The organism is Rhodococcus sp. OAS809 (assembly GCF_040546695.1).
GTDB lineage: Bacteria > Actinomycetota > Actinomycetes > Mycobacteriales > Mycobacteriaceae > Rhodococcus_F > Rhodococcus_F qingshengii.
Genome location: NZ_JBEPOI010000002.1, coordinates 1,727,936 through 1,745,329, shown reverse-complemented (window position 1 = coordinate 1,745,329; position 17,394 = coordinate 1,727,936). Strand labels below are relative to the sequence as shown.

Genomic DNA, 17,394 nt, shown 5'->3' with positions numbered 1-17,394 from the left:
GGTCTTCGAAAGTCTGACCTGCAACGGGGAATTGCAGGTCAAGCAACGACTGTTTTGTTCCTCGTGTGGATTTACTTCTTCGTGTGACATCAGTTTTTTCGTCTGACAGTGCGTCAGTCCTCGTCGGGCAGTATCAGTCCTCGTCGGGCAGCGTGGGGTCGATGACCTGTGGGTCGACGCCCAGATACGTGCCGACTTGATGGACCAACACGTCGTGCACCAGATCCGTGAGTTCTTCCGGATCCTTCGCTCGCTGCTCCAATGGGCGGCGAAACAGCACAATTCTTGCGCGAGTCGTATTTCCGTGACGGTCGATTCCGGCCGGAATCAGTCGTGACAGTGGAACCGGGCCGTCTGCGATGACCTCCGGCGGCCATGTGACGGACTCCGGATCGTGCGCGTGAATCTTCGGAACTTCGTCCACTGCGATGTCGAGTTTCGTCAGCCGGTCGTGCCACGCGAGGTCGACGGGAGAGAAGGCGTCGAGCACCAGGAGATCGAACTTCTCCGCGCGGGTACGCCTGGCGGGCACCTCCGGGGGAAGTAGCGGTCCGCGCAGGCCACGGCCGTGTCGCTCGATGGAACGAGTGGTGACCGAGCGTCGGCGGCGGGCTTGTGGCATGGCGCCAGATTACGACAGGAGAAACTGCTCGGTGTGTCCGAGTAGGTTCCGGACGTGGGGAGGGCTAGGCTCCGTACCTGTGAGATCTCTGCGTCGCTGCTGCCGCCCCGGGTGCAAGAACCCCGCCGTCGCGACGCTTACGTATGTCTACTCGGACTCCACTGCGGTTGTCGGGCCGCTGGCAACCGTCGCCGAGCCCCATTCATGGGATTTGTGTGACACTCACGGCTCTCGAATCACCGCCCCCAAGGGGTGGGAACTCGTCCGCCACGAAGGCGGATTCGCGTCGAGTACTCCCGACGAAGACGATCTGACCGCTTTGGCTGAAGCTGTACGTGAGGCCGGTCTCGGAGATCGCAGCAAGTCCAACGTCGATGCAGATGAGGACATACGTCCCGCAGCTCCGAGTACTGCCCGTACAGGGCGTCGTGGACACCTACGCGTTCTGCCCGACCCGTCCAACTGACGCGAGATTCGTCGCCGTAGACGCTAGGCTCGACCGAGTACTTCCACACCCGAGTACTGCGAATCTCCGGACGCCATGCGCCCGGACGTTCCCGTCTGTGAGGGTGCATGCACAAGGAGAGTTTTCAGTGGGGCGAACAGCCGAGTCGGTTGCTGCAATCATCAAGGCGTACGACGTACGCGGTGTGGTCGGTGAGCAGATCGACGAAGATTTTGTCCGCGACGTCGGTGCGTCGTTCGCCCGCCTGGTCCGCGACGAGGCCGGCGCCGCCACGACGGTTGTGATCGGCTACGACATGCGCGCATCGTCGCCCACACTGTCTTCGGCTTTCGGTGACGGCGTGCTTGCTCAAGGGCTCGACGTCGTCTACATCGGATTGGCGTCGACCGACGAGCTCTACTTTGCATCCGGTTTGCTGAACTGCCCGGGCGCGATGTTCACGGCGAGCCACAATCCCGCCAAGTACAACGGCATCAAGATGTGTCGGGCCGGCGCCAAGCCGGTCGGTCAGGACACCGGCCTCGCAGTCATCTCTGCCGAGGTCGTCTCGGGTGTTCCCGCGTACGACGGACCGGCAGGCACCGCCAGCACCAAGGACGTCCTCGAGGAATACGCGAGCTACCTCCGCGGATTGGTCGACCTGGCTGCGTTGCGCCCGCTGAAGGTCGCAGTCGATGCAGGCAACGGTATGGGCGGCCATACCGCGCCGGCCGTATTCGGGCCGATGCCCCTCGACGTCCTGCCGCTCTACTTCGAGCTCGACGGCACGTTCCCCAACCACGAAGCCAATCCGCTCGATCCGGCCAACCTCGTCGACCTGCAGGCCTACGTGCGCGAAACCGGAGCGGACATCGGCTTGGCGTTCGACGGTGACGCGGACCGTTGCTTCGTCGTAGACGAGAAGGGCGACCCGGTCTCGCCGTCCGCGGTGACGGCACTTGTCGCCAAGCGCGAACTCGCGAAGGAACCGGGCGCGTCGATCATCCACAACCTGATCACGTCACGGGCAGTGCCCGAACTGGTCGAAGAACTCGGCGGCGTCGCTATTCGTACCCGAGTCGGCCACTCGTTCATCAAGCAGGAGATGGCCGAGACCGGTGCGGTGTTCGGCGGCGAGCACTCCGCTCACTACTACTTCCGCGACTTCTGGGGCGCCGACTCCGGCATGCTCGCGGCGCTGCACGTACTCGCGGCACTGGGCGAGCAGGATCGTCCGCTCTCCGAGTTGATGGCGGAGTACACCCGCTACGCGGCCTCGGGCGAGATCAACTCCACCGTGGCTGACGCGGCAGATCGTACGGCCGCTGTACTGGCGGCATTTGCCGACCGCACCGAGTCGGTGGATCGCCTCGACGGTGTCACGGTCAGTCTCGAGGGAAATGCCTGGTTCAACTTGCGCGCGTCCAACACCGAACCGCTGCTGCGACTCAACGTCGAAGCACCCACGTCCGCCGATGTCGACGCATTGGTGAACGAAATTCTGGCGATCGTCCGGGCTTGAATCCGAGTCTGATCGGTTTGTCGGTGAGCCGAAGCCCTGGGATAGTTGGGGGACTATCTCAGGAACCACGGCCTCGGGAACGAGGGCTTTGCCACCACGGACCGCGTGGAGCTGGAATGCTGGATGGTGCGGGAACTGCTAACGGAGAAGGGGGTGCGGTGAGATGACAGCGCCGATGCCGCTTCTCGACCTCGACGACAGCGAGGGTTTGTCAGCTGCCGATTCGGAAGGGCTACTGCGGTCTGTAGCCATGGGCGGCGCACAGATTCGGGCGACCGCATCGGCCGTCGGCGAGGGTGTGATCTCCCGATTGGCCGGTCTGCGTCCGCGCAGCGTCGTACTGATCGCCGGCGCGGGTGGCGCCCGGCACGGAGCCAGGATCGCGCTTGCTCTCGTCGGAGATTCGGTCGGTTGCCCGCTCCTCGTACTCGACCGGACGCCGTCGTGGGCCGGGCCGTTGGACGTGATCGTCGTCGCCGGTGACGATGCCGGTGATCCACGCCTCGTCGAATCCGTTGACAGTGCCGTACGCCGCGGCGCCGAGGTTGTTGTCGCCGTTCCCGACGAGGGGCCCATGCGAGCCGTGGCGGCCGGGCGCACCATGCCCTTGCCGCCGCGGCTCTACGCCTCGCCCCGGCACACGATGACGCGGTTCCTCGCCGTCTTCCTCGCGGTTGCCGCCGAAATCGAGGGCAAGGGATCGATCGAGGACCGTTCGGCGGTGCTCGGTCGAATCGCCGACGCAGTTGATGCGGAGGCGCTGCGGGACGGACCGGCCAACGAGGTATTCCACAACCCGGCCAAGTCGTTGGCCACCAGGATGAGCGGCCGGCGAGTCGTTCTGTGTGGAAGTGGTTCCGTGACAACAGCACTCGCAGAGTTCTCGAGCGTTGCGCTGATGAGCTCCGGCCTGAACGCCGCTGCCGCCGAGATGTCCGAGGTGATTCGTTCGGCGCGGGCACTGTTCGCGCCGGACGCAGCTTCACGTGATTCGGTGTTCCACGACCCCTTCTTTCACGATCCGCAACTCGACGGCGCGCTGCCGACCCCGCCGGCGCGGGCGTTCGTCTTCGCGACCGAATCCACGCGCGGGGAGGCGAGGCGCCGGATGGACGCACTGGCTGACGCCGACCTGGTGGTTGCGGCAGACGAAGACCAGACCAACGTGGTCATATCGGAGATGGAGCAGGTATTCGTGTTGGCGTCTCGAGTAGACATGGCCGCGGCGTACGTGCAGTTGACGGGCGGTGCGAAGTAAGTGCGTGAACTCGAAGGTGCACTTCGTTCTTACGCGTGGGGCTCGCGAACGGCAATTGCCGAACTACGCGGTCTTTCGACTCCGTCGAATCATCCCGAAGCGGAATTGTGGTTGGGCGCGCACCCGGGTGACCCGGCGCGCGTGATCGCCGAATCCGGAAGCGAGTCGTTGCTCGAGGTCCTGCACCGCGAACCCGAACGTGAACTCGGCCGCGAGAACCTCGAGACATTCGGTGAGCGACTCCCATTCCTGCTCAAGCTGCTTGCGGCGGAAGAACCGCTGTCACTTCAAGCGCACCCCAGCGCCGTTCAAGCCGACGAGGGTTTTCGTCGTGAGAACGCACTCGGCGTTCCCATGGAATCGCCGATTCGCAACTACAAGGACGGCAGCCACAAGCCCGAACTCGTTGTCGCGCTCAGCAGATTCGAAGCGCTTGCCGGATTCCGCGAGCCGACGCGGACTGTCAAACTGCTGCGCGCTCTGGCCGTCGACGAGTTGGAGCCGTACATCGGTCTGCTCGAAGGCCAACCCGATTCCGACGGACTGCGGGCGTTGTTCACGACATGGATCACGCTGCCGTCCACGGTGCTCGGGACCTTGCTCCCTGCCGTACTTGCCGGGTGCATCACCTACGTCGCGCACCACGACGCCGAATTCGTGACCGAGATCCGCACCGCGCTGGAATTGAGCGAGGCGTACCCCGGCGACGCCGGTGTTCTGGCGGCACTGCTGCTCAACCGCGTCACCCTCGAGCCCGGCCAAGGACTGTTTCTCGCTGCCGGCAATCTCCACGCGTATCTCCATGGACTCGCGGTCGAGATCATGGCCAACTCCGACAACGTTCTGCGCGGCGGGCTGACACCGAAGCACGTCGACGTGCCCGAATTGCTGAGGGTTCTGGACTTCGTCGGGGCCGATATCGAAGTGCTCGATCCGGCCCCGTCATCTGGATCAGGTCAGTCAGGATCAGGTAGATACGAGTACGTCACGCCGGCGCCCGAATTTCGTTTGACGCGTCTGGAGTTCGACGCTAATTCCACGGACATCGTCGTCGACGCTTCAGGCCCGCGGATTCTGATCTGCACCGACGGCGCGGTCACTGCGACGTGCGGCGCCGACACTCTCGACCTCGATCGAGGCCGCGCGGCGTGGATCGCTGCCGACGAGCCTGCGATACACCTGAGCACACGGACCCCGACTGCGCAGGTTTTCAGTGCCGTAGTCGGAAACTAGGAGACATTGTGTCGGCTCATGGTGGCAAGAAGGCAATTCTGGCGGCCCTCGGAGCCAATGCCGGAATTGCCGTAGCCAAGTTCGCCGGATTCTTGATCACCGGATCGTCGTCGATGCTCGCCGAATCGGTGCACTCGGTGGCCGACACGTCCAATCAGGGTTTGCTGCTCCTGGGGCAGAAGAAGGCAGAACGTGACGCGGATCAACTGCACCCGTTCGGCTACGGGCGCAACCGATACTTCTATTCGTTCGTCGTTGCACTGGTGCTCTTCACCCTCGGTTCGCTGTTCGCGATTTACGAGGGTATTCACAAGATTCAACATCCGGAAGAACTCAATTCGGCTTTCGTGGCAATCGCTATTCTTGTCATAGCGATTTGTCTGGAGGGCTACAGCTTCCGGACCGCAGCGAAGGAATCACGACCGCTCAAGGGAAATGCGTCGTGGTGGAACTTCATCCGAACCTCTCGTAGCCCGGAACTCCCGGTTGTGCTGCTCGAGGACACCGGCGCATTGATCGGTCTCGTCCTTGCACTCGGCGGCGTCGGCCTCACGATGGTGACCGGAAATCCGGTCTTCGACGGCATCGGAACTCTGTGCATCGGTGTCCTGCTCGGCATCATCGCGGTCATTCTGATCATCGAAATGCAGTCGCTGCTGATCGGTGAGGGCGCAACGGCGGTGGAGACCGAACTGATCCTCAACGCCCTGGTCGACGGAACTCGTATCGAACGCGTCATTCATTGCAAGACGCAGTACCTCGGTCCCGAGGAGATCCTTGTTGCTGCCAAGGTTGCGGTGCCGATCGGATCGACGATCTCGGACGTGGCGACGGCGATCGACGAGGCCGAGTCTCGCGTGCGCGCTGCAGTGCCTGCGGCGCGGGTGATCTACCTCGAGCCGGACCTGGATCGTCTCAGCGCAGGAGATCGCCCTGAAACAGATCTACAGGCCCCCGACAAACCCTGAACAAAGCTGCGCCTGCGGGCTTAGGCTGATGCCATCTCTCTACTTGCCCATGGTGGGACCTGCTGGTCCCCAGCAAGGAGGCGGCAATGGCTGTCAAGGACGAGCAGGCCGGATCTGGACGGTCGAAGCTGTTTCGAACCAAATCGATCGAGCAGTCCATCAAGGACACCGACGAGCCGGAAACCAAACTCCGGAAAGAACTGAACTCGTGGGATCTCACGGTGTTCGGTGTCGCAGTCGTCATCGGTGCGGGCATCTTCACACTCACGGCTCGGACGGCGGGAAATGTCGCCGGGCCGTCGGTCTCGCTCGCGTTCGTCATTGCCGCCATCGCCTGCGGACTGGCAGCGCTGTGTTACGCCGAATTCGCGTCGACGGTCCCGGTTGCCGGTAGCGCGTACACGTTCTCGTACGCGACGTTCGGCGAATTCGTCGCCTGGATCATCGGCTGGGATCTCATCCTCGAATTCGCCTTGGCGTCTTCGGTGGTCGCCAAAGGCTGGTCGCTGTACCTCGGCGAAGTGATGGGCTCACGCAGCCCGATCGTCGAGTTGGGGCCGATATCCTTCGACTGGGGTGCGGTGCTGGTGATCGCTGTCATCACGATCCTGCTCGCGACCGGCACAAAACTCTCGTCGAGGGTGTCACTGGTGATCACGGCGATCAAGGTCGCGGTGGTGTTGCTGGTGATCATCGTCGGTCTGTTCTACATCGACACCGACAACTACTCGCCGTACATTCCGCCGTCGGAGCCGGGCTCGACGGGAGAGGGCATCCACCAGTCGTTGTTCTCGTACGTGACCGGGGCCGGTGGCAGCACGTTCGGGTGGTACGGATTGCTCGCGGCAGCCAGTCTGGTGTTCTTCGCGTTCATCGGCTTCGACGTCGTCGCCACGACGGCGGAGGAGGCGAAGGAGCCGCAGAAGGCGCTGCCACGCGGCATCCTGGGTTCTCTCCTGATCGTCACGGTTCTGTACGTGGCGGTGACACTGGTGCTGACGGGGATGGTGAAATACACCGAGCTCGAGGGCGATACCTCCAACCTGGCAACGGCATTCGCTTTCCACGACATCACGTGGGCGAAAAACGTCATCTCGTTCGGCGCTTTGGCCGGTCTCACGACAGTGGTGATGGTGCTGATGCTCGGGCAGACCAGGGTGCTCTTCGCGATGGCACGCGACGGTCTGATGCCACGACGCCTGGCACCGACCGGCAAGCACGGAACCCCTGTGCGGATCACGATCTTGGTCGGCGTCGTGGTCGCGGTGCTCGCCGGCGTTTTTCCGATCGGCACCCTCGAGGAAATGGTCAACATCGGCACACTGTTCGCTTTTGTTCTCGTCTCGATCGGGGTTCTCGTGCTCCGTCGGACGCGTCCCGACCTACCTCGCGGGTTCAGGGTGCCGCTGGTCCCGCTGGTCCCGATTCTGGCCGTCCTCGCGTGTCTGTGGCTGATGTTCAACCTGTCGGTGGAGACCTGGATGAGGTTCGTGGTCTGGATGGCCCTCGGCGTTGTCATCTATTTTGCCTACAGCAGGCAGCATTCGATGATCGGGAAGCGTGAACGCGGCGAAATCGAGTAGATGTACAAAGTTTATGATTTGTCTATCACTTGTACAAAATCAGTAGTACTGTCTACCTCATAGTGAACTGACTCACAGTTTTCGGGTCGGTCCGAATCGAGGAGGTAGACCGTGTCGACGCACGTGGACTCGCAATCCGGCCAGACGCTCCCGCCCGAGCAGTGGCGTGACAAGAAGAGATACCTCTGGCTGCTCGGCCTCGTGCCGCCGACGGCGGTCTTCATCGCCGTCGGATTGGTCGCGTTGTTCAACAGTCTCGGATGGAATGCGGTCTCGCCGGTGTGGTGGTGGATCGGGCCGCTTCTCGTCTACATCCTGCTCCCGATCCTCGACATCTTCTTCGGCCCGGACGGCGAGAATCCGCCGGACGAAGTGATGGAGCGCCTCGAGAACGACAAGTACTACCGGTATTGCACCTACATCTACATACCGTTCCAGTTGGTCAGCCTGGTCCTGGCCTGCTACCTCTGGTCGGCGACCGATCTGTCCTGGCTCGGAATCGACGGGGGACTTGGGCTGATCTCCAAGATCGGTCTGGCGATCAGTATCGGTTGTGTCGCAGGAATCGGGATCAACACCGCACACGAGCTCGGTCACAAGAAGGACGATCTCGAACGCTGGTTGTCGAAGATCGCTCTGGCGCAGTCGTTTTACGGCCACTTCTACATCGAGCACAATCGTGGACACCACGTGCGCGTCGCCACGCCCGAGGATCCGGCGTCGTCTCGCTTCGGTGAGAGCTTCTGGACCTTCCTGCCGCGCAGTGTGTGGGGATCTCTGCGCTCGTCGTGGTCCCTGGAAAAGGCCAGACTCGATCGACTGGGTAAGAAGCCGTGGACAATTCGCAACGACGTCCTGCATTCGTGGTTGATGTCCGTCGTACTGTTCGGTGTCCTCGTCGCCGTCTTCGGCCTCTCGGTACTGCCGTTCCTGGTGCTGCAGGCCGTGTTCGGATTCTGTCTGCTCGAAACCGTCAACTACCTCGAACATTACGGACTGAAGCGTCGTCGTCTGGACAGCGGGCGGTACGAGCGTGCAGCACCGGAGCACAGTTGGAACAGTGATCACATCTGCACCAACATCTTCCTGTATCACCTCCAGCGTCACAGCGATCATCACGCGAACCCGACGCGTCGTTATCAGACGCTTCGAAGCATGGACGGTGCGCCCAACCTGCCCAGTGGGTACGCGAGCATGATCATCCTCGCCTACGTTCCACCGCTGTGGCGAAAAGTGATGGATCCCAAAGTCCTTGCGCACTACGGCGGCGACATCACCCGCGTCAACGTTCAGCCGTCCAAGCGTGATCGCATCCTTGCTCGGTACGGAGCAGCGTGATGAGCAGCTATCGATGCCCGGTGTGTGAATACGTCTACGACGAATCGAAGGGTGCACCACGAGAAGGGTTTCCGGCGGGCACGCCGTGGGATGCCGTGCCGGACGACTGGTGCTGTCCGGACTGCGGCGTGAGGGAAAAGCTGGACTTCGAGCCGATGCCGGCAACGGCGGGGAGTGAATCATGAACGACTACAAGCTGTATCAGTGCGCGCAATGCGGCTTCGAGTACGACGAGGCAGTCGGCTGGCCGGAGGACGGTATCGAACCGGGCACTCGCTGGGACGACATTCCCGAAGACTGGAGTTGCCCGGACTGCGGGGCGGCGAAGAGCGACTTCTTCATGGTTGAGGTCGAACGACGGTGAGATGCGTCGGCGTCGAACGGACCTAGGTGCGGCGGTAGTGTCGTCACCATGACTTCGACGCCCACTCGTCTGCCGCAGAAAGAAGCGTCGCGCCTGCTGCTGCGTACGTCGGTGCTCGATTCGATGCGTGAGTTGTTGACCGAGCGCGACTGGTCCGAGGTGACGCTGACGGTTCTGGCCAAGCATGCCGGTGTGAGTCGTCAGACGCTCTACAACGAGTTCGGCTCGAGGCAAGGGCTTGCCGAGGCGTACGCGCTTCGCCTTGCTGACGGCTTCGTCGACGCGGTGGACGAGGCCATGGTGGCGAACGACGGACGTGCAGTCGAGGCGTTGACGGCGGGTTTCGGATCGTTTTTCGCCTCCAGTGCAACCGACCCGTTGGTGATCTCTCTGCTCACCGGTGAGGCCAAGCCGGACCTGCTTCGCCTGATCACCACCGACAGTGCGGTCATCATCGAGCGCGCGTCGTCGCGGCTTGCGGAGAGTTTCCAGCGAGGGTGGATTCAGGCGTCACCCGCCGACGCCGGAATTCTGGCCAGGGCGATTGCGCGTCTCGGGCTGAGCTACATTTCGATGCCGCCGGAGTCCGAGGCTTCGGTGGCGGAGGATCTGGGCATACTGCTCGGGCCGTTCATCGACGTGGCGCGCGAGGGCCGCGCAGTAGAGGGGCGGGCGGGAGAGGGCGTCTAACCGATAGCCTGGTACACCGATAGGCTTGTGCAGAGTATGCACGTCAACCAGGAGAGGCAGATGACGACCTCAGTTTCAACAACGCCCGTGGCCGAGAGCCGTAACGGCATCGACTTCAAAGTTGCAGATCTTTCGCTCGCGGAGTTCGGTCGCAAGGAAATCCGTCTGGCAGAGCACGAGATGCCCGGCCTCATGGCGCTTCGTCGCGAATACGCAGAGGTGTTGCCGCTCAAGGGCGCTCACGTTTCCGGCTCGCTGCACATGACCATTCAGACCGCGGTGCTGATCGAGACGCTGACCGCGCTCGGCGCCGAGGTCCGCTGGGCTTCATGCAACATCTTCTCCACGCAGGATCACGCTGCCGCCGCCATCGTCGTCGGTCCGCACGGCACCCCGGAAGAGCCCAAGGGCGTTCCGGTTTTCGCCTGGAAGGGTGAAACCCTCGAAGAGTACTGGTGGGCAGCCGAGCAGATGCTGACCTGGCCGGGTGAGCCTGCCAACATGATTCTCGACGATGGCGGCGACGCCACCATGCTGGTGCTCAAGGGCGCACAGTTCGAGAAGGCCGGCGTCGTCCCGCCGACGGACGACGACCAGGATTCCGACGAGTACAAGGTCTTCCTTGCACTTCTGCGTCAGTCCCTCGAGTCCGACAAGGGCAAGTGGACGGCAATCGCCGAGTCCGTCCAGGGCGTCACCGAGGAGACCACCACGGGCGTTCTGCGCCTGTACCAGGTTGCCGCTGCCGGTGAACTCACGTTCCCCGCTATCAATGTCAACGACTCGGTTACCAAGAGCAAGTTCGACAACAAGTACGGCACGCGCCACTCGCTGCTCGACGGCATCAACCGCGGCACCGACGTTCTGATCGGCGGCAAGGCTGCGCTGGTCTGCGGTTACGGAGACGTCGGCAAGGGTTGTGCCGAGGCACTTCGCGGCCAGGGCGCTCGCGTCGCGGTCACCGAGGTCGACCCCATCAACGCCCTGCAGGCGCTCATGGACGGCTTCGAGGTCAAGACAGTCGAGCAGGCCATCGGCTGGGCCGACATCGTGATCACGTCCACCGGTAACAAGGACATCATCACGTTCGAGCACATGAAGGCCATGAAGCATCAGGCCATCCTGGGCAACATCGGTCACTTCGACAACGAGATCGACATGGCCGGCCTCGAGAAGTCCGGCGACGTCACGCGGATCAACATCAAGCCGCAGGTCGACGAGTTCACGTTCGCCGACGGCCACTCGATCATCGTGCTGTCCGAAGGCCGCCTGCTCAACCTCGGCAACGCGACGGGCCACCCGTCGTTCGTGATGAGCAACAGCTTCTCCAACCAGGTCATCGCGCAGATCGAACTGTGGACGAAGCCGGACGAGTACGACAACGAGGTCTACCGCCTCCCGAAGCACCTCGACGAGAAGGTCGCCAAGATCCACGTCGAGGCACTCGGTGGCACGCTGACCAAGCTCACGAAGGATCAGGCAGAGTACATCGGCGTCGACGTCGAAGGCCCGTACAAGCCCGAGCACTACCGCTACTGACCCGGTGATTCGTCGCTGAGGATGTAGTGTCCGCCGTCCCCCGGTCTGCGCAAGCAGGCCGGGGGATAGGCTTGTCCGCCGTGGGAACACTGGTGGCATTGGAAGGCCTCGACGGCGCTGGAAAGCGAACGTTGATCGGCAAAGTGGAGAGCGAACTCCGCCGCGGCGGCACGTCGATCGCGACTCTGGATTTTCCGCGGTACGGGAAGTCGATCCACGCGGATCTTGCTGCCGAGGCACTCAAAGGATCGCACGGAGACCTGGCTGAATCCGTGAACGCGATGGCAGTCCTGTTCGCCCTGGACCGCGCGGGTGCGGCGGATCGGATCTCGGACCTGTTGTCCGCCAACGACATTGTTCTCCTCGATCGCTACGTGGCGTCCAACGCCGCCTACAACGCGGCGCGCGCGCATCAGGGCGTGGACGGCGAGATGGTCGCCTGGGTCCGTGAATTGGAGTTGGGTCGACTCGCTCTTCCCGCTCCCGATCTGCAGTTGTACCTCGACGTACCGGTAGCTCTGGCCGAGCAGCGTGCTCGCTCGCGTGAGGCCGAGGACGCGTCGCGTCAGCTCGACGCCTACGAGCGCGACGGCGGCCTGCAGGCCAGAACCGGTGAGCTCTACAAGCAGTTGGCAGCTACGGACTGGGTCTCGCCCTGGTGGATCGTGGGGCCGGAGACGGACCCGGGCGAACTGGCGCGCAGGCTCGCGGATTTCGCGTGATCGGTCACCCTTGCGGCCGGGATTCGAACTTTCCGGCACAGTAGAGGGAAAGACGCGGCACGCCGCACGGCCTCGTAACGGTCTGATTCATCGCTCCGAGATGCAACGATAGGGATATGAAACCAAGGATTCTGGTTGTCGACGACGACACGGCACTCGCCGAGATGCTCACGATCGTGCTGCGTGGTGAGGGTTTCGATCCCTACGTGGTAGGCGACGGAACCCTGGCGCTCGCGGCAGTGCGTGAGACCCGGCCCGACCTCGTCCTGCTCGATCTCATGCTTCCCGGAATGAACGGGATCGACGTATGCCGAGTTCTGCGTGCGGATTCCGGCGTGCCCATCGTGATGTTGACGGCCAAGACCGACACCGTCGACGTCGTACTCGGCCTCGAATCCGGCGCGGACGACTACATCATGAAGCCGTTCAAGCCGAAGGAGCTGGTGGCGCGGGTGCGTGCTCGCCTGCGCCGCACGGAAGAGGAGCCGGCCGAACTGCTGAGCATCGCCGACATCGTGATCGACGTTCCGGCACACAAGGTCAGCCGCGGCAGCGAGCAGATCTCGCTCACACCACTCGAATTCGACCTGCTGGTCGCATTGGCGCGCAAGCCGCGCCAGGTGTTCACCCGTGAAGTCCTCCTCGAGCAGGTGTGGGGATACCGCCACGCCGCCGACACCCGCCTGGTGAACGTGCACGTTCAGCGTTTGCGCGCCAAGGTCGAAACTGATCCCGAGAATCCCGAAGTGGTTCTGACGGTCAGGGGGGTCGGCTACAAGGCCGGACCGCCGTGAGCGGAGTTTCCAGGTGGCGTCGTCGTCTCAACCGACGGCTGACGCCATTTCTGCGGTGGTGTCACTCGATGAGCAACACCCTCGCGCACACGTGGCGACGCTCGCTCCAATTGCGAGTGGTCGTCTCGACTTTGACGTTGTCCTTGATCGTCATCGTCATTCTCGGTGTCGTGCTGACCAGCCAGATCACCGATCGGCTGTTGGAAACGAAGATCACCGCGGCGACCGAGGAAATGGACCGAGCCCGCGGCATCGTCGAAGACCAACTCGCGGGCGTCGACGATTCGACGGCGCTCAACGTTCAATTGGAAAGCGCTGCATCCGGACTGACGAGCCGTCGAAACCAGACCTCGGGCCAGGCCTCCGGGTCGGCCGGCACCTTCGACCCGGTGCTCATCGTGCCAGGGGACGGGCCGCGCCAGCCGACGAGTTCGGGACCGGTCGATCAGATCCCCGACAACCTTCGCGAGTTCGTCAAACGCGGCCAGATCAGTTACCAATTCGCGACGGTGTCCAACCCGAACGGTTACTCCGGACCCGCGCTGATCATCGGTAGCCCCACCGCGTCGTCGATATCGGGACTCGAGCTGTACCTGATCTTCCCGCTCGCCAGCGAAGACCGGAGTCTGTCGCTTGTTCGAAGCACCCTGCTGATCGGTGGAGCCGTGTTGCTGGTGCTCCTGGCTGCGATTTCGCTGTTGGTTGCCAGGCAGGTCGTGCTTCCCATCCGATCGGCCTCACGAATCGCGGTGCGTTTCGCAGACGGCCGACTCAAGGAACGAATGCCGGTCCGCGGCGAGGACGACATGGCGCGCCTGGCCATGTCCTTCAACGAGATGGCCGAGAGTCTGTCCAAACAGATCACCCAGCTGGAGGAGTTCGGCAGTCTCCAGAAACGCTTCACCTCCGATGTCAGCCATGAGCTCCGCACACCTCTGACCACGGTCCGGATGGCAGCCGACCTGATCTACGACGGCAGCGAGAACCTCGACCCGATGCTGCGTCGGTCGTCGGAACTGCTTGTCGCCGAACTGGACAGGTTCGAAGGGCTACTGGCGGACCTCCTCGAGATCTCCCGTCACGACGCCGGTGTCGCGGAACTTGCGTCCGAACAACTCGACGTCCGTATGTGTGCGCGAGCGGCCGTTTCCACGGTTCGCCATCTCGCCCGCGAATCCGGCACCGAACTGATCGTGGACATGCCCGACGAGCCGGTCATGGCAGATGTCGATCCGCGCCGCGTCGAACGCATCCTGCGAAATCTCCTTGCCAACGCCATCGACCACGGTGAGGGGAAGCCGATTCTGCTTCGCCTTCGCGCCGACGACAATGCCCTCGCCTTCATCGTCCGCGACAGTGGCGTCGGGTTGCGTCCGGGCGAGGAGAAGTTGGTCTTCAACCGGTTCTGGCGATCGGACCCGTCCCGCGTGCGCCGCAGTGGCGGCACCGGACTCGGCCTCGCGATCAGTGTCGAAGACGCGAATCTGCACGACGGCAAGCTCGAGGCCTGGGGCGAACCGGGAGTCGGCGCCTGCTTCCGGCTGACGCTCTCGCGCACCCGTGGCAAGAAAGTCGTGTCGAGCCCACTGCCTCTCAAGCCGACGACCACAAAGTTCGTCCGCACGCCGAGCGAAGCCGACATCGTCGCCGATACCGTCGGCGAGGTCACATCGTCCTTGCCGACTCCGCGCGAAACTGACTCACGGAACGAGTCCAACGGTGGGGATCGATCATGATCGGAACCCGCCGCCGTCTGGCACTTCTCGCAACAACGCTCAGCGTGCTGTTGCTGACCGGTGCATGCGCGAGTTTGCCGGAGTCCTCGTCGCCACAGGCAATCGGAACTCTGGCGACAGCCGTGCCCGGAACCTCCGTCGAATCACCGGCATCGGGGCGAGAGCCGGACCTGCTGGTACGTGACTTCGTCAAGGCAAGTACCGATCCGTCCAACCGGCATGCCGCAGCCCGTCAGTACCTCACCAAGGACGCGTCGGCGCGTTGGGACGACGCGGCAAGTGCTGTCATCGTCGACAAGGTCGATGTGCTCTCGGTTTCTCGAACCAGCACCGAAGCCGTCTACACGATTCGTGTGAACAAGGTCGGTCGCCTCGACCCGGGAGGACTGTACGTTCCCGAAGAGGGCAGCTTCGAAGCGAGGATGACCCTGGCGTTGACCGACGGCGAATGGCGGATCAGTGATCTGCCTCCCGGCGTGATCATGGAGCGTCCGCAGTTCCTCGGCGCTTACCAGCGGAAGTCGTTGTTTTTCCTCGACCCCACCAGCCAGACGGTCGTCCCCGATCTTCGCTGGATCTCCGGCGGGCAGGACCAGGTGGCGGCTCAGCTGATCGGTCTGATGATCGACGGACCGAAGGCAGCGCTGGCGCCGGCTGTGCGAAACGAACTGGGCAATGGCGTGTCGGTGATCGGTCCGATCACCAAGGCCGACGGTAAGCCGGGACAGGTCGGAGTCGGTCTCGGTGGTGTGCGCATCAACTTCCGCCTTGACAACCCGATGGATGCTGCTACTCGCGGTTTGTTTGCAGCACAGGTCATTTGGACGCTCGCCAACGCCGATGTGGCAGGGCCGTACGTTCTGGAGATCGACGGCGAACCGCTGGACGCGGCTCATGCCGACGGCTGGACCACCGCCGACGTCGCATCCACCAACCCACTGGCCACCACGAGTGCAACCGTCGGACTGCATGCACTGCGCAACGGTTCACTGGTGAGTGTCACCGAGCAAGAGGCGACTCCGGTGCCCGGTTTCGCGGGCAATGCGGGCAACCTCACGGCGGCTGCTCTCTCACGGGACGGCAAGTTGGTGGCAGCCGTCGCGGACACCGCTCGGCCGGATCCAGGCACAAGATTCGACTTGTCGCTCGGGACATACGGCGAAGGGTCCGTTCCGGTACTCGAAGGCAGCGCCATCACCAGGCCTTCGTGGGAGTTGGACAACAACGCGGTCTGGACGGCTGTGAACGGCAATACCGTCGTTCGGGTCGTCCGTGAACCAGGCACTGGCCGGGTGTCGGTCACCAACGTCGATGTCGGGGCCCTGACGTCGGTCGGTTCGACGATCTCGGAACTGCGTCTGTCGCGGGACGGCGTGCGAGCGGCGATGATCATCGACGGCAAGGTCTACCTGGCTGTGGTCGTGCGCACCGCCAGCGGGGTCTATGCCCTGACGAGTCCACGCGCAGTGGCCTCCGGCTTGGGCAGTACCGCGCTCTCACTCGACTGGAGCAACAGCGACACCATCGTGATCGCGCGCAGTGGAGCCGACATACCGGTCGTCCAGGTCGCGATCGACGGCTCACGAATGGACGCGCTGCCGAGTGGAAACCTGACCGCTCCCGTCACCTCCGTGGATGCGTCGCCGACCACCGAGTACGTCGCCGACGCGCGTGCGGTGTTCCAACTGAACAACAACGACCCCGCCGGGGATCGCCGCTGGCGTGAGGTGACCGTGCTGACCGGACAGAAGGCGATTCCGGTTCTGCCTGGCTGACGCCTCTGCGCTCTGGTGAATGTCTGCGCTCTGATGCATGTCGGTGCTCAGGTTCATGATTCGGCCATGGGGGACAAGAAATTCGGTGCCGGTCTGCTCGACCTGCTGTTGCCACGCGAGTGTGGTGGGTGTGGCCGCTCGGGGACTCTGTGGTGCGGTGAGTGCGCGGAACTGCTGCGCGATCATCCGCTTCAACTGAGTCCGCGCGTGGATCCGGGCGTGCCCGTCTGGGCACTCGGCCGCTACGACGGCCCCAGGCGGCGCAGTGTGATCGAGATGAAGGAACGGGGTCGTCGGGACCTCGCGATGCCTCTGGGGATCGCTGTGGCCGACGCGTTGGCCACTCTGGAACGGTGGGGCGAGCTCGGCAGCGGGGGTCGTCCGCCGATCGTGCTGGTGCCGGCTCCCACGCGCGCCCGAGCGGCGCGATCTCGCGGGGGTGATCCGGTTCGCCGGATAGCCGAAAGTATGCGCGGAAAGCGGGAAATTGGTTCTGTCGCGGGTCGTCCGGTACGTGTCTGTCCGATTCTCCGGATGACGCGAGGTGTACGTGACTCGGTGGGACTGTCCGCGGCCGACCGGGTGACCAACGTGAACGGTCATGTGTCTCTCGACACCACTGCGATCTCTTCGATTGCCGGGGACAGTGACATCGTCCTGCTCGACGACGTCCTCACCACGGGAGCGACTGCGGCAGAGTCGGTTCGGGCCCTCTCGCTCAGTGGGATTCGGACAACTCTCGTGCTTGTCCTTGCAGGGGCTTAGATGAATTTCGTTGGAACAGTGGCACTCGCGCGCGTTACGT

Annotated in this window: 17 protein-coding genes; 16 read left to right on the top strand and 1 reads right to left on the bottom strand. The window is 63.3% G+C overall.

What is annotated here, in order from left to right; translation table 11 throughout:
• Positions 1-133: 133 nt before the first annotated feature.
• A complete protein-coding gene (locus ABIE52_RS11050) occupies positions 134-622 on the bottom strand; it encodes a metallopeptidase family protein (RefSeq protein ID WP_003940797.1) in 489 nt (162 codons plus the stop codon).
• Between the two features lie 79 nt (positions 623-701).
• Here ABIE52_RS11050 and ABIE52_RS11045 point away from each other — a divergent pair, with 79 nt between their 5' ends.
• The 16 genes from ABIE52_RS11045 to ABIE52_RS10970 all read left to right on the top strand — a co-directional run bounded on the left by ABIE52_RS11045 (position 702) and on the right by ABIE52_RS10970 (position 17,354).
• Positions 702-1,088, top strand: a complete 387-nt coding sequence (locus tag ABIE52_RS11045) for a DUF3499 domain-containing protein (protein WP_007731177.1) — start codon at positions 702-704, stop codon at positions 1,086-1,088.
• 127 nt (positions 1,089-1,215) lie between these two features.
• Positions 1,216-2,589 (top strand): phosphomannomutase/phosphoglucomutase, encoded by a 1,374-nt coding sequence (locus ABIE52_RS11040; RefSeq protein ID WP_003941022.1) that lies wholly within the window; start codon positions 1,216-1,218, stop codon positions 2,587-2,589.
• A gap of 163 nt (positions 2,590-2,752) precedes the next feature.
• Entirely contained in the window at positions 2,753-3,847 is a 1,095-nt protein-coding gene (locus ABIE52_RS11035; RefSeq protein ID WP_030535017.1) for a hypothetical protein, read from the top strand.
• The gene (gene manA / locus ABIE52_RS11030) at positions 3,848-5,080 is read left to right on the top strand and encodes a mannose-6-phosphate isomerase, class I (RefSeq protein WP_065455514.1); all 1,233 of its coding nucleotides are present in this window, start codon (positions 3,848-3,850) and stop codon (positions 5,078-5,080) included.
• Positions 5,081-5,088: 8 nt separating this feature from the next.
• Positions 5,089-6,048 (top strand): cation diffusion facilitator family transporter, encoded by a 960-nt coding sequence (locus tag ABIE52_RS11025; protein ID WP_003940794.1) that lies wholly within the window; start codon positions 5,089-5,091, stop codon positions 6,046-6,048.
• An 86-nt stretch (positions 6,049-6,134) separates the two neighbouring features.
• A complete protein-coding gene (locus tag ABIE52_RS11020; RefSeq protein ID WP_030535015.1) occupies positions 6,135-7,631 on the top strand; it encodes an amino acid permease in 1,497 nt (498 codons plus the stop codon).
• A gap of 111 nt (positions 7,632-7,742) precedes the next feature.
• The gene (locus tag ABIE52_RS11015) at positions 7,743-8,969 is read left to right on the top strand and encodes an alkane 1-monooxygenase (RefSeq protein ID WP_161120853.1); all 1,227 of its coding nucleotides are present in this window, start codon (positions 7,743-7,745) and stop codon (positions 8,967-8,969) included.
• The gene (locus tag ABIE52_RS11010; RefSeq protein ID WP_003940827.1) at positions 8,969-9,154 is read left to right on the top strand and encodes a rubredoxin; all 186 of its coding nucleotides are present in this window, start codon (positions 8,969-8,971) and stop codon (positions 9,152-9,154) included. The genes ABIE52_RS11015 and ABIE52_RS11010 overlap by 1 nt, the downstream gene beginning before the upstream one ends.
• Positions 9,151-9,333, top strand: coding sequence for a rubredoxin (locus ABIE52_RS11005; RefSeq protein ID WP_003940894.1), 183 nt, complete (start codon positions 9,151-9,153; stop codon positions 9,331-9,333). The genes ABIE52_RS11010 and ABIE52_RS11005 overlap by 4 nt, the downstream gene beginning before the upstream one ends.
• A gap of 48 nt (positions 9,334-9,381) precedes the next feature.
• Positions 9,382-10,023, top strand: a complete 642-nt coding sequence (locus ABIE52_RS11000; protein ID WP_003941024.1) for a TetR/AcrR family transcriptional regulator — start codon at positions 9,382-9,384, stop codon at positions 10,021-10,023.
• A 60-nt stretch (positions 10,024-10,083) separates the two neighbouring features.
• Positions 10,084-11,562, top strand: a complete 1,479-nt coding sequence (gene ahcY, locus ABIE52_RS10995; RefSeq protein WP_192712544.1) for an adenosylhomocysteinase — start codon at positions 10,084-10,086, stop codon at positions 11,560-11,562.
• A gap of 80 nt (positions 11,563-11,642) precedes the next feature.
• On the top strand, positions 11,643-12,284 hold the full coding sequence (locus tag ABIE52_RS10990; protein ID WP_007731190.1) for a dTMP kinase: 642 nt from the start codon (positions 11,643-11,645) through the stop codon (positions 12,282-12,284).
• A gap of 116 nt (positions 12,285-12,400) precedes the next feature.
• Positions 12,401-13,078, top strand: coding sequence for an MtrAB system response regulator MtrA (gene mtrA / locus ABIE52_RS10985; protein ID WP_003941013.1), 678 nt, complete (start codon positions 12,401-12,403; stop codon positions 13,076-13,078).
• Entirely contained in the window at positions 13,075-14,814 is a 1,740-nt protein-coding gene (gene mtrB / locus ABIE52_RS10980; RefSeq protein WP_042450112.1) for an MtrAB system histidine kinase MtrB, read from the top strand. The genes mtrA and mtrB overlap by 4 nt, the downstream gene beginning before the upstream one ends.
• Positions 14,811-16,589 carry an MtrAB system accessory lipoprotein LpqB gene (lpqB, locus tag ABIE52_RS10975; RefSeq protein WP_003940768.1) on the top strand — a complete coding sequence of 593 codons (1,779 nt, stop codon included), beginning with the start codon at positions 14,811-14,813 and terminating at the stop codon, positions 16,587-16,589. The genes mtrB and lpqB overlap by 4 nt, the downstream gene beginning before the upstream one ends.
• 33 nt (positions 16,590-16,622) lie before the next feature.
• Positions 16,623-17,354 (top strand): ComF family protein, encoded by a 732-nt coding sequence (locus tag ABIE52_RS10970; RefSeq protein WP_003940811.1) that lies wholly within the window; start codon positions 16,623-16,625, stop codon positions 17,352-17,354.
• Positions 17,355-17,394 lie beyond the last annotated feature (40 nt).

Coding starts and splice junctions, on each gene's coding strand:
- ABIE52_RS11050 (WP_003940797.1), bottom strand. CDS start 622: ATGCCACAAGCCCGCCGCCGACGCTCGGTCACCACTCGTTCCATCGAG.
- ABIE52_RS11035 (WP_030535017.1), top strand. CDS start 2,753: ATGACAGCGCCGATGCCGCTTCTCGACCTCGACGACAGCGAGGGTTTG.
- ABIE52_RS11020 (WP_030535015.1), top strand. CDS start 6,135: ATGGCTGTCAAGGACGAGCAGGCCGGATCTGGACGGTCGAAGCTGTTT.
- ABIE52_RS11010 (WP_003940827.1), top strand. CDS start 8,969: ATGAGCAGCTATCGATGCCCGGTGTGTGAATACGTCTACGACGAATCG.
- ABIE52_RS11005 (WP_003940894.1), top strand. CDS start 9,151: ATGAACGACTACAAGCTGTATCAGTGCGCGCAATGCGGCTTCGAGTAC.
- ABIE52_RS11000 (WP_003941024.1), top strand. CDS start 9,382: ATGACTTCGACGCCCACTCGTCTGCCGCAGAAAGAAGCGTCGCGCCTG.
- ahcY (WP_192712544.1), top strand. CDS start 10,084: ATGACGACCTCAGTTTCAACAACGCCCGTGGCCGAGAGCCGTAACGGC.
- mtrA (WP_003941013.1), top strand. CDS start 12,401: ATGAAACCAAGGATTCTGGTTGTCGACGACGACACGGCACTCGCCGAG.
- lpqB (WP_003940768.1), top strand. CDS start 14,811: ATGATCGGAACCCGCCGCCGTCTGGCACTTCTCGCAACAACGCTCAGC.
- ABIE52_RS10970 (WP_003940811.1), top strand. CDS start 16,623: ATGCATGTCGGTGCTCAGGTTCATGATTCGGCCATGGGGGACAAGAAA.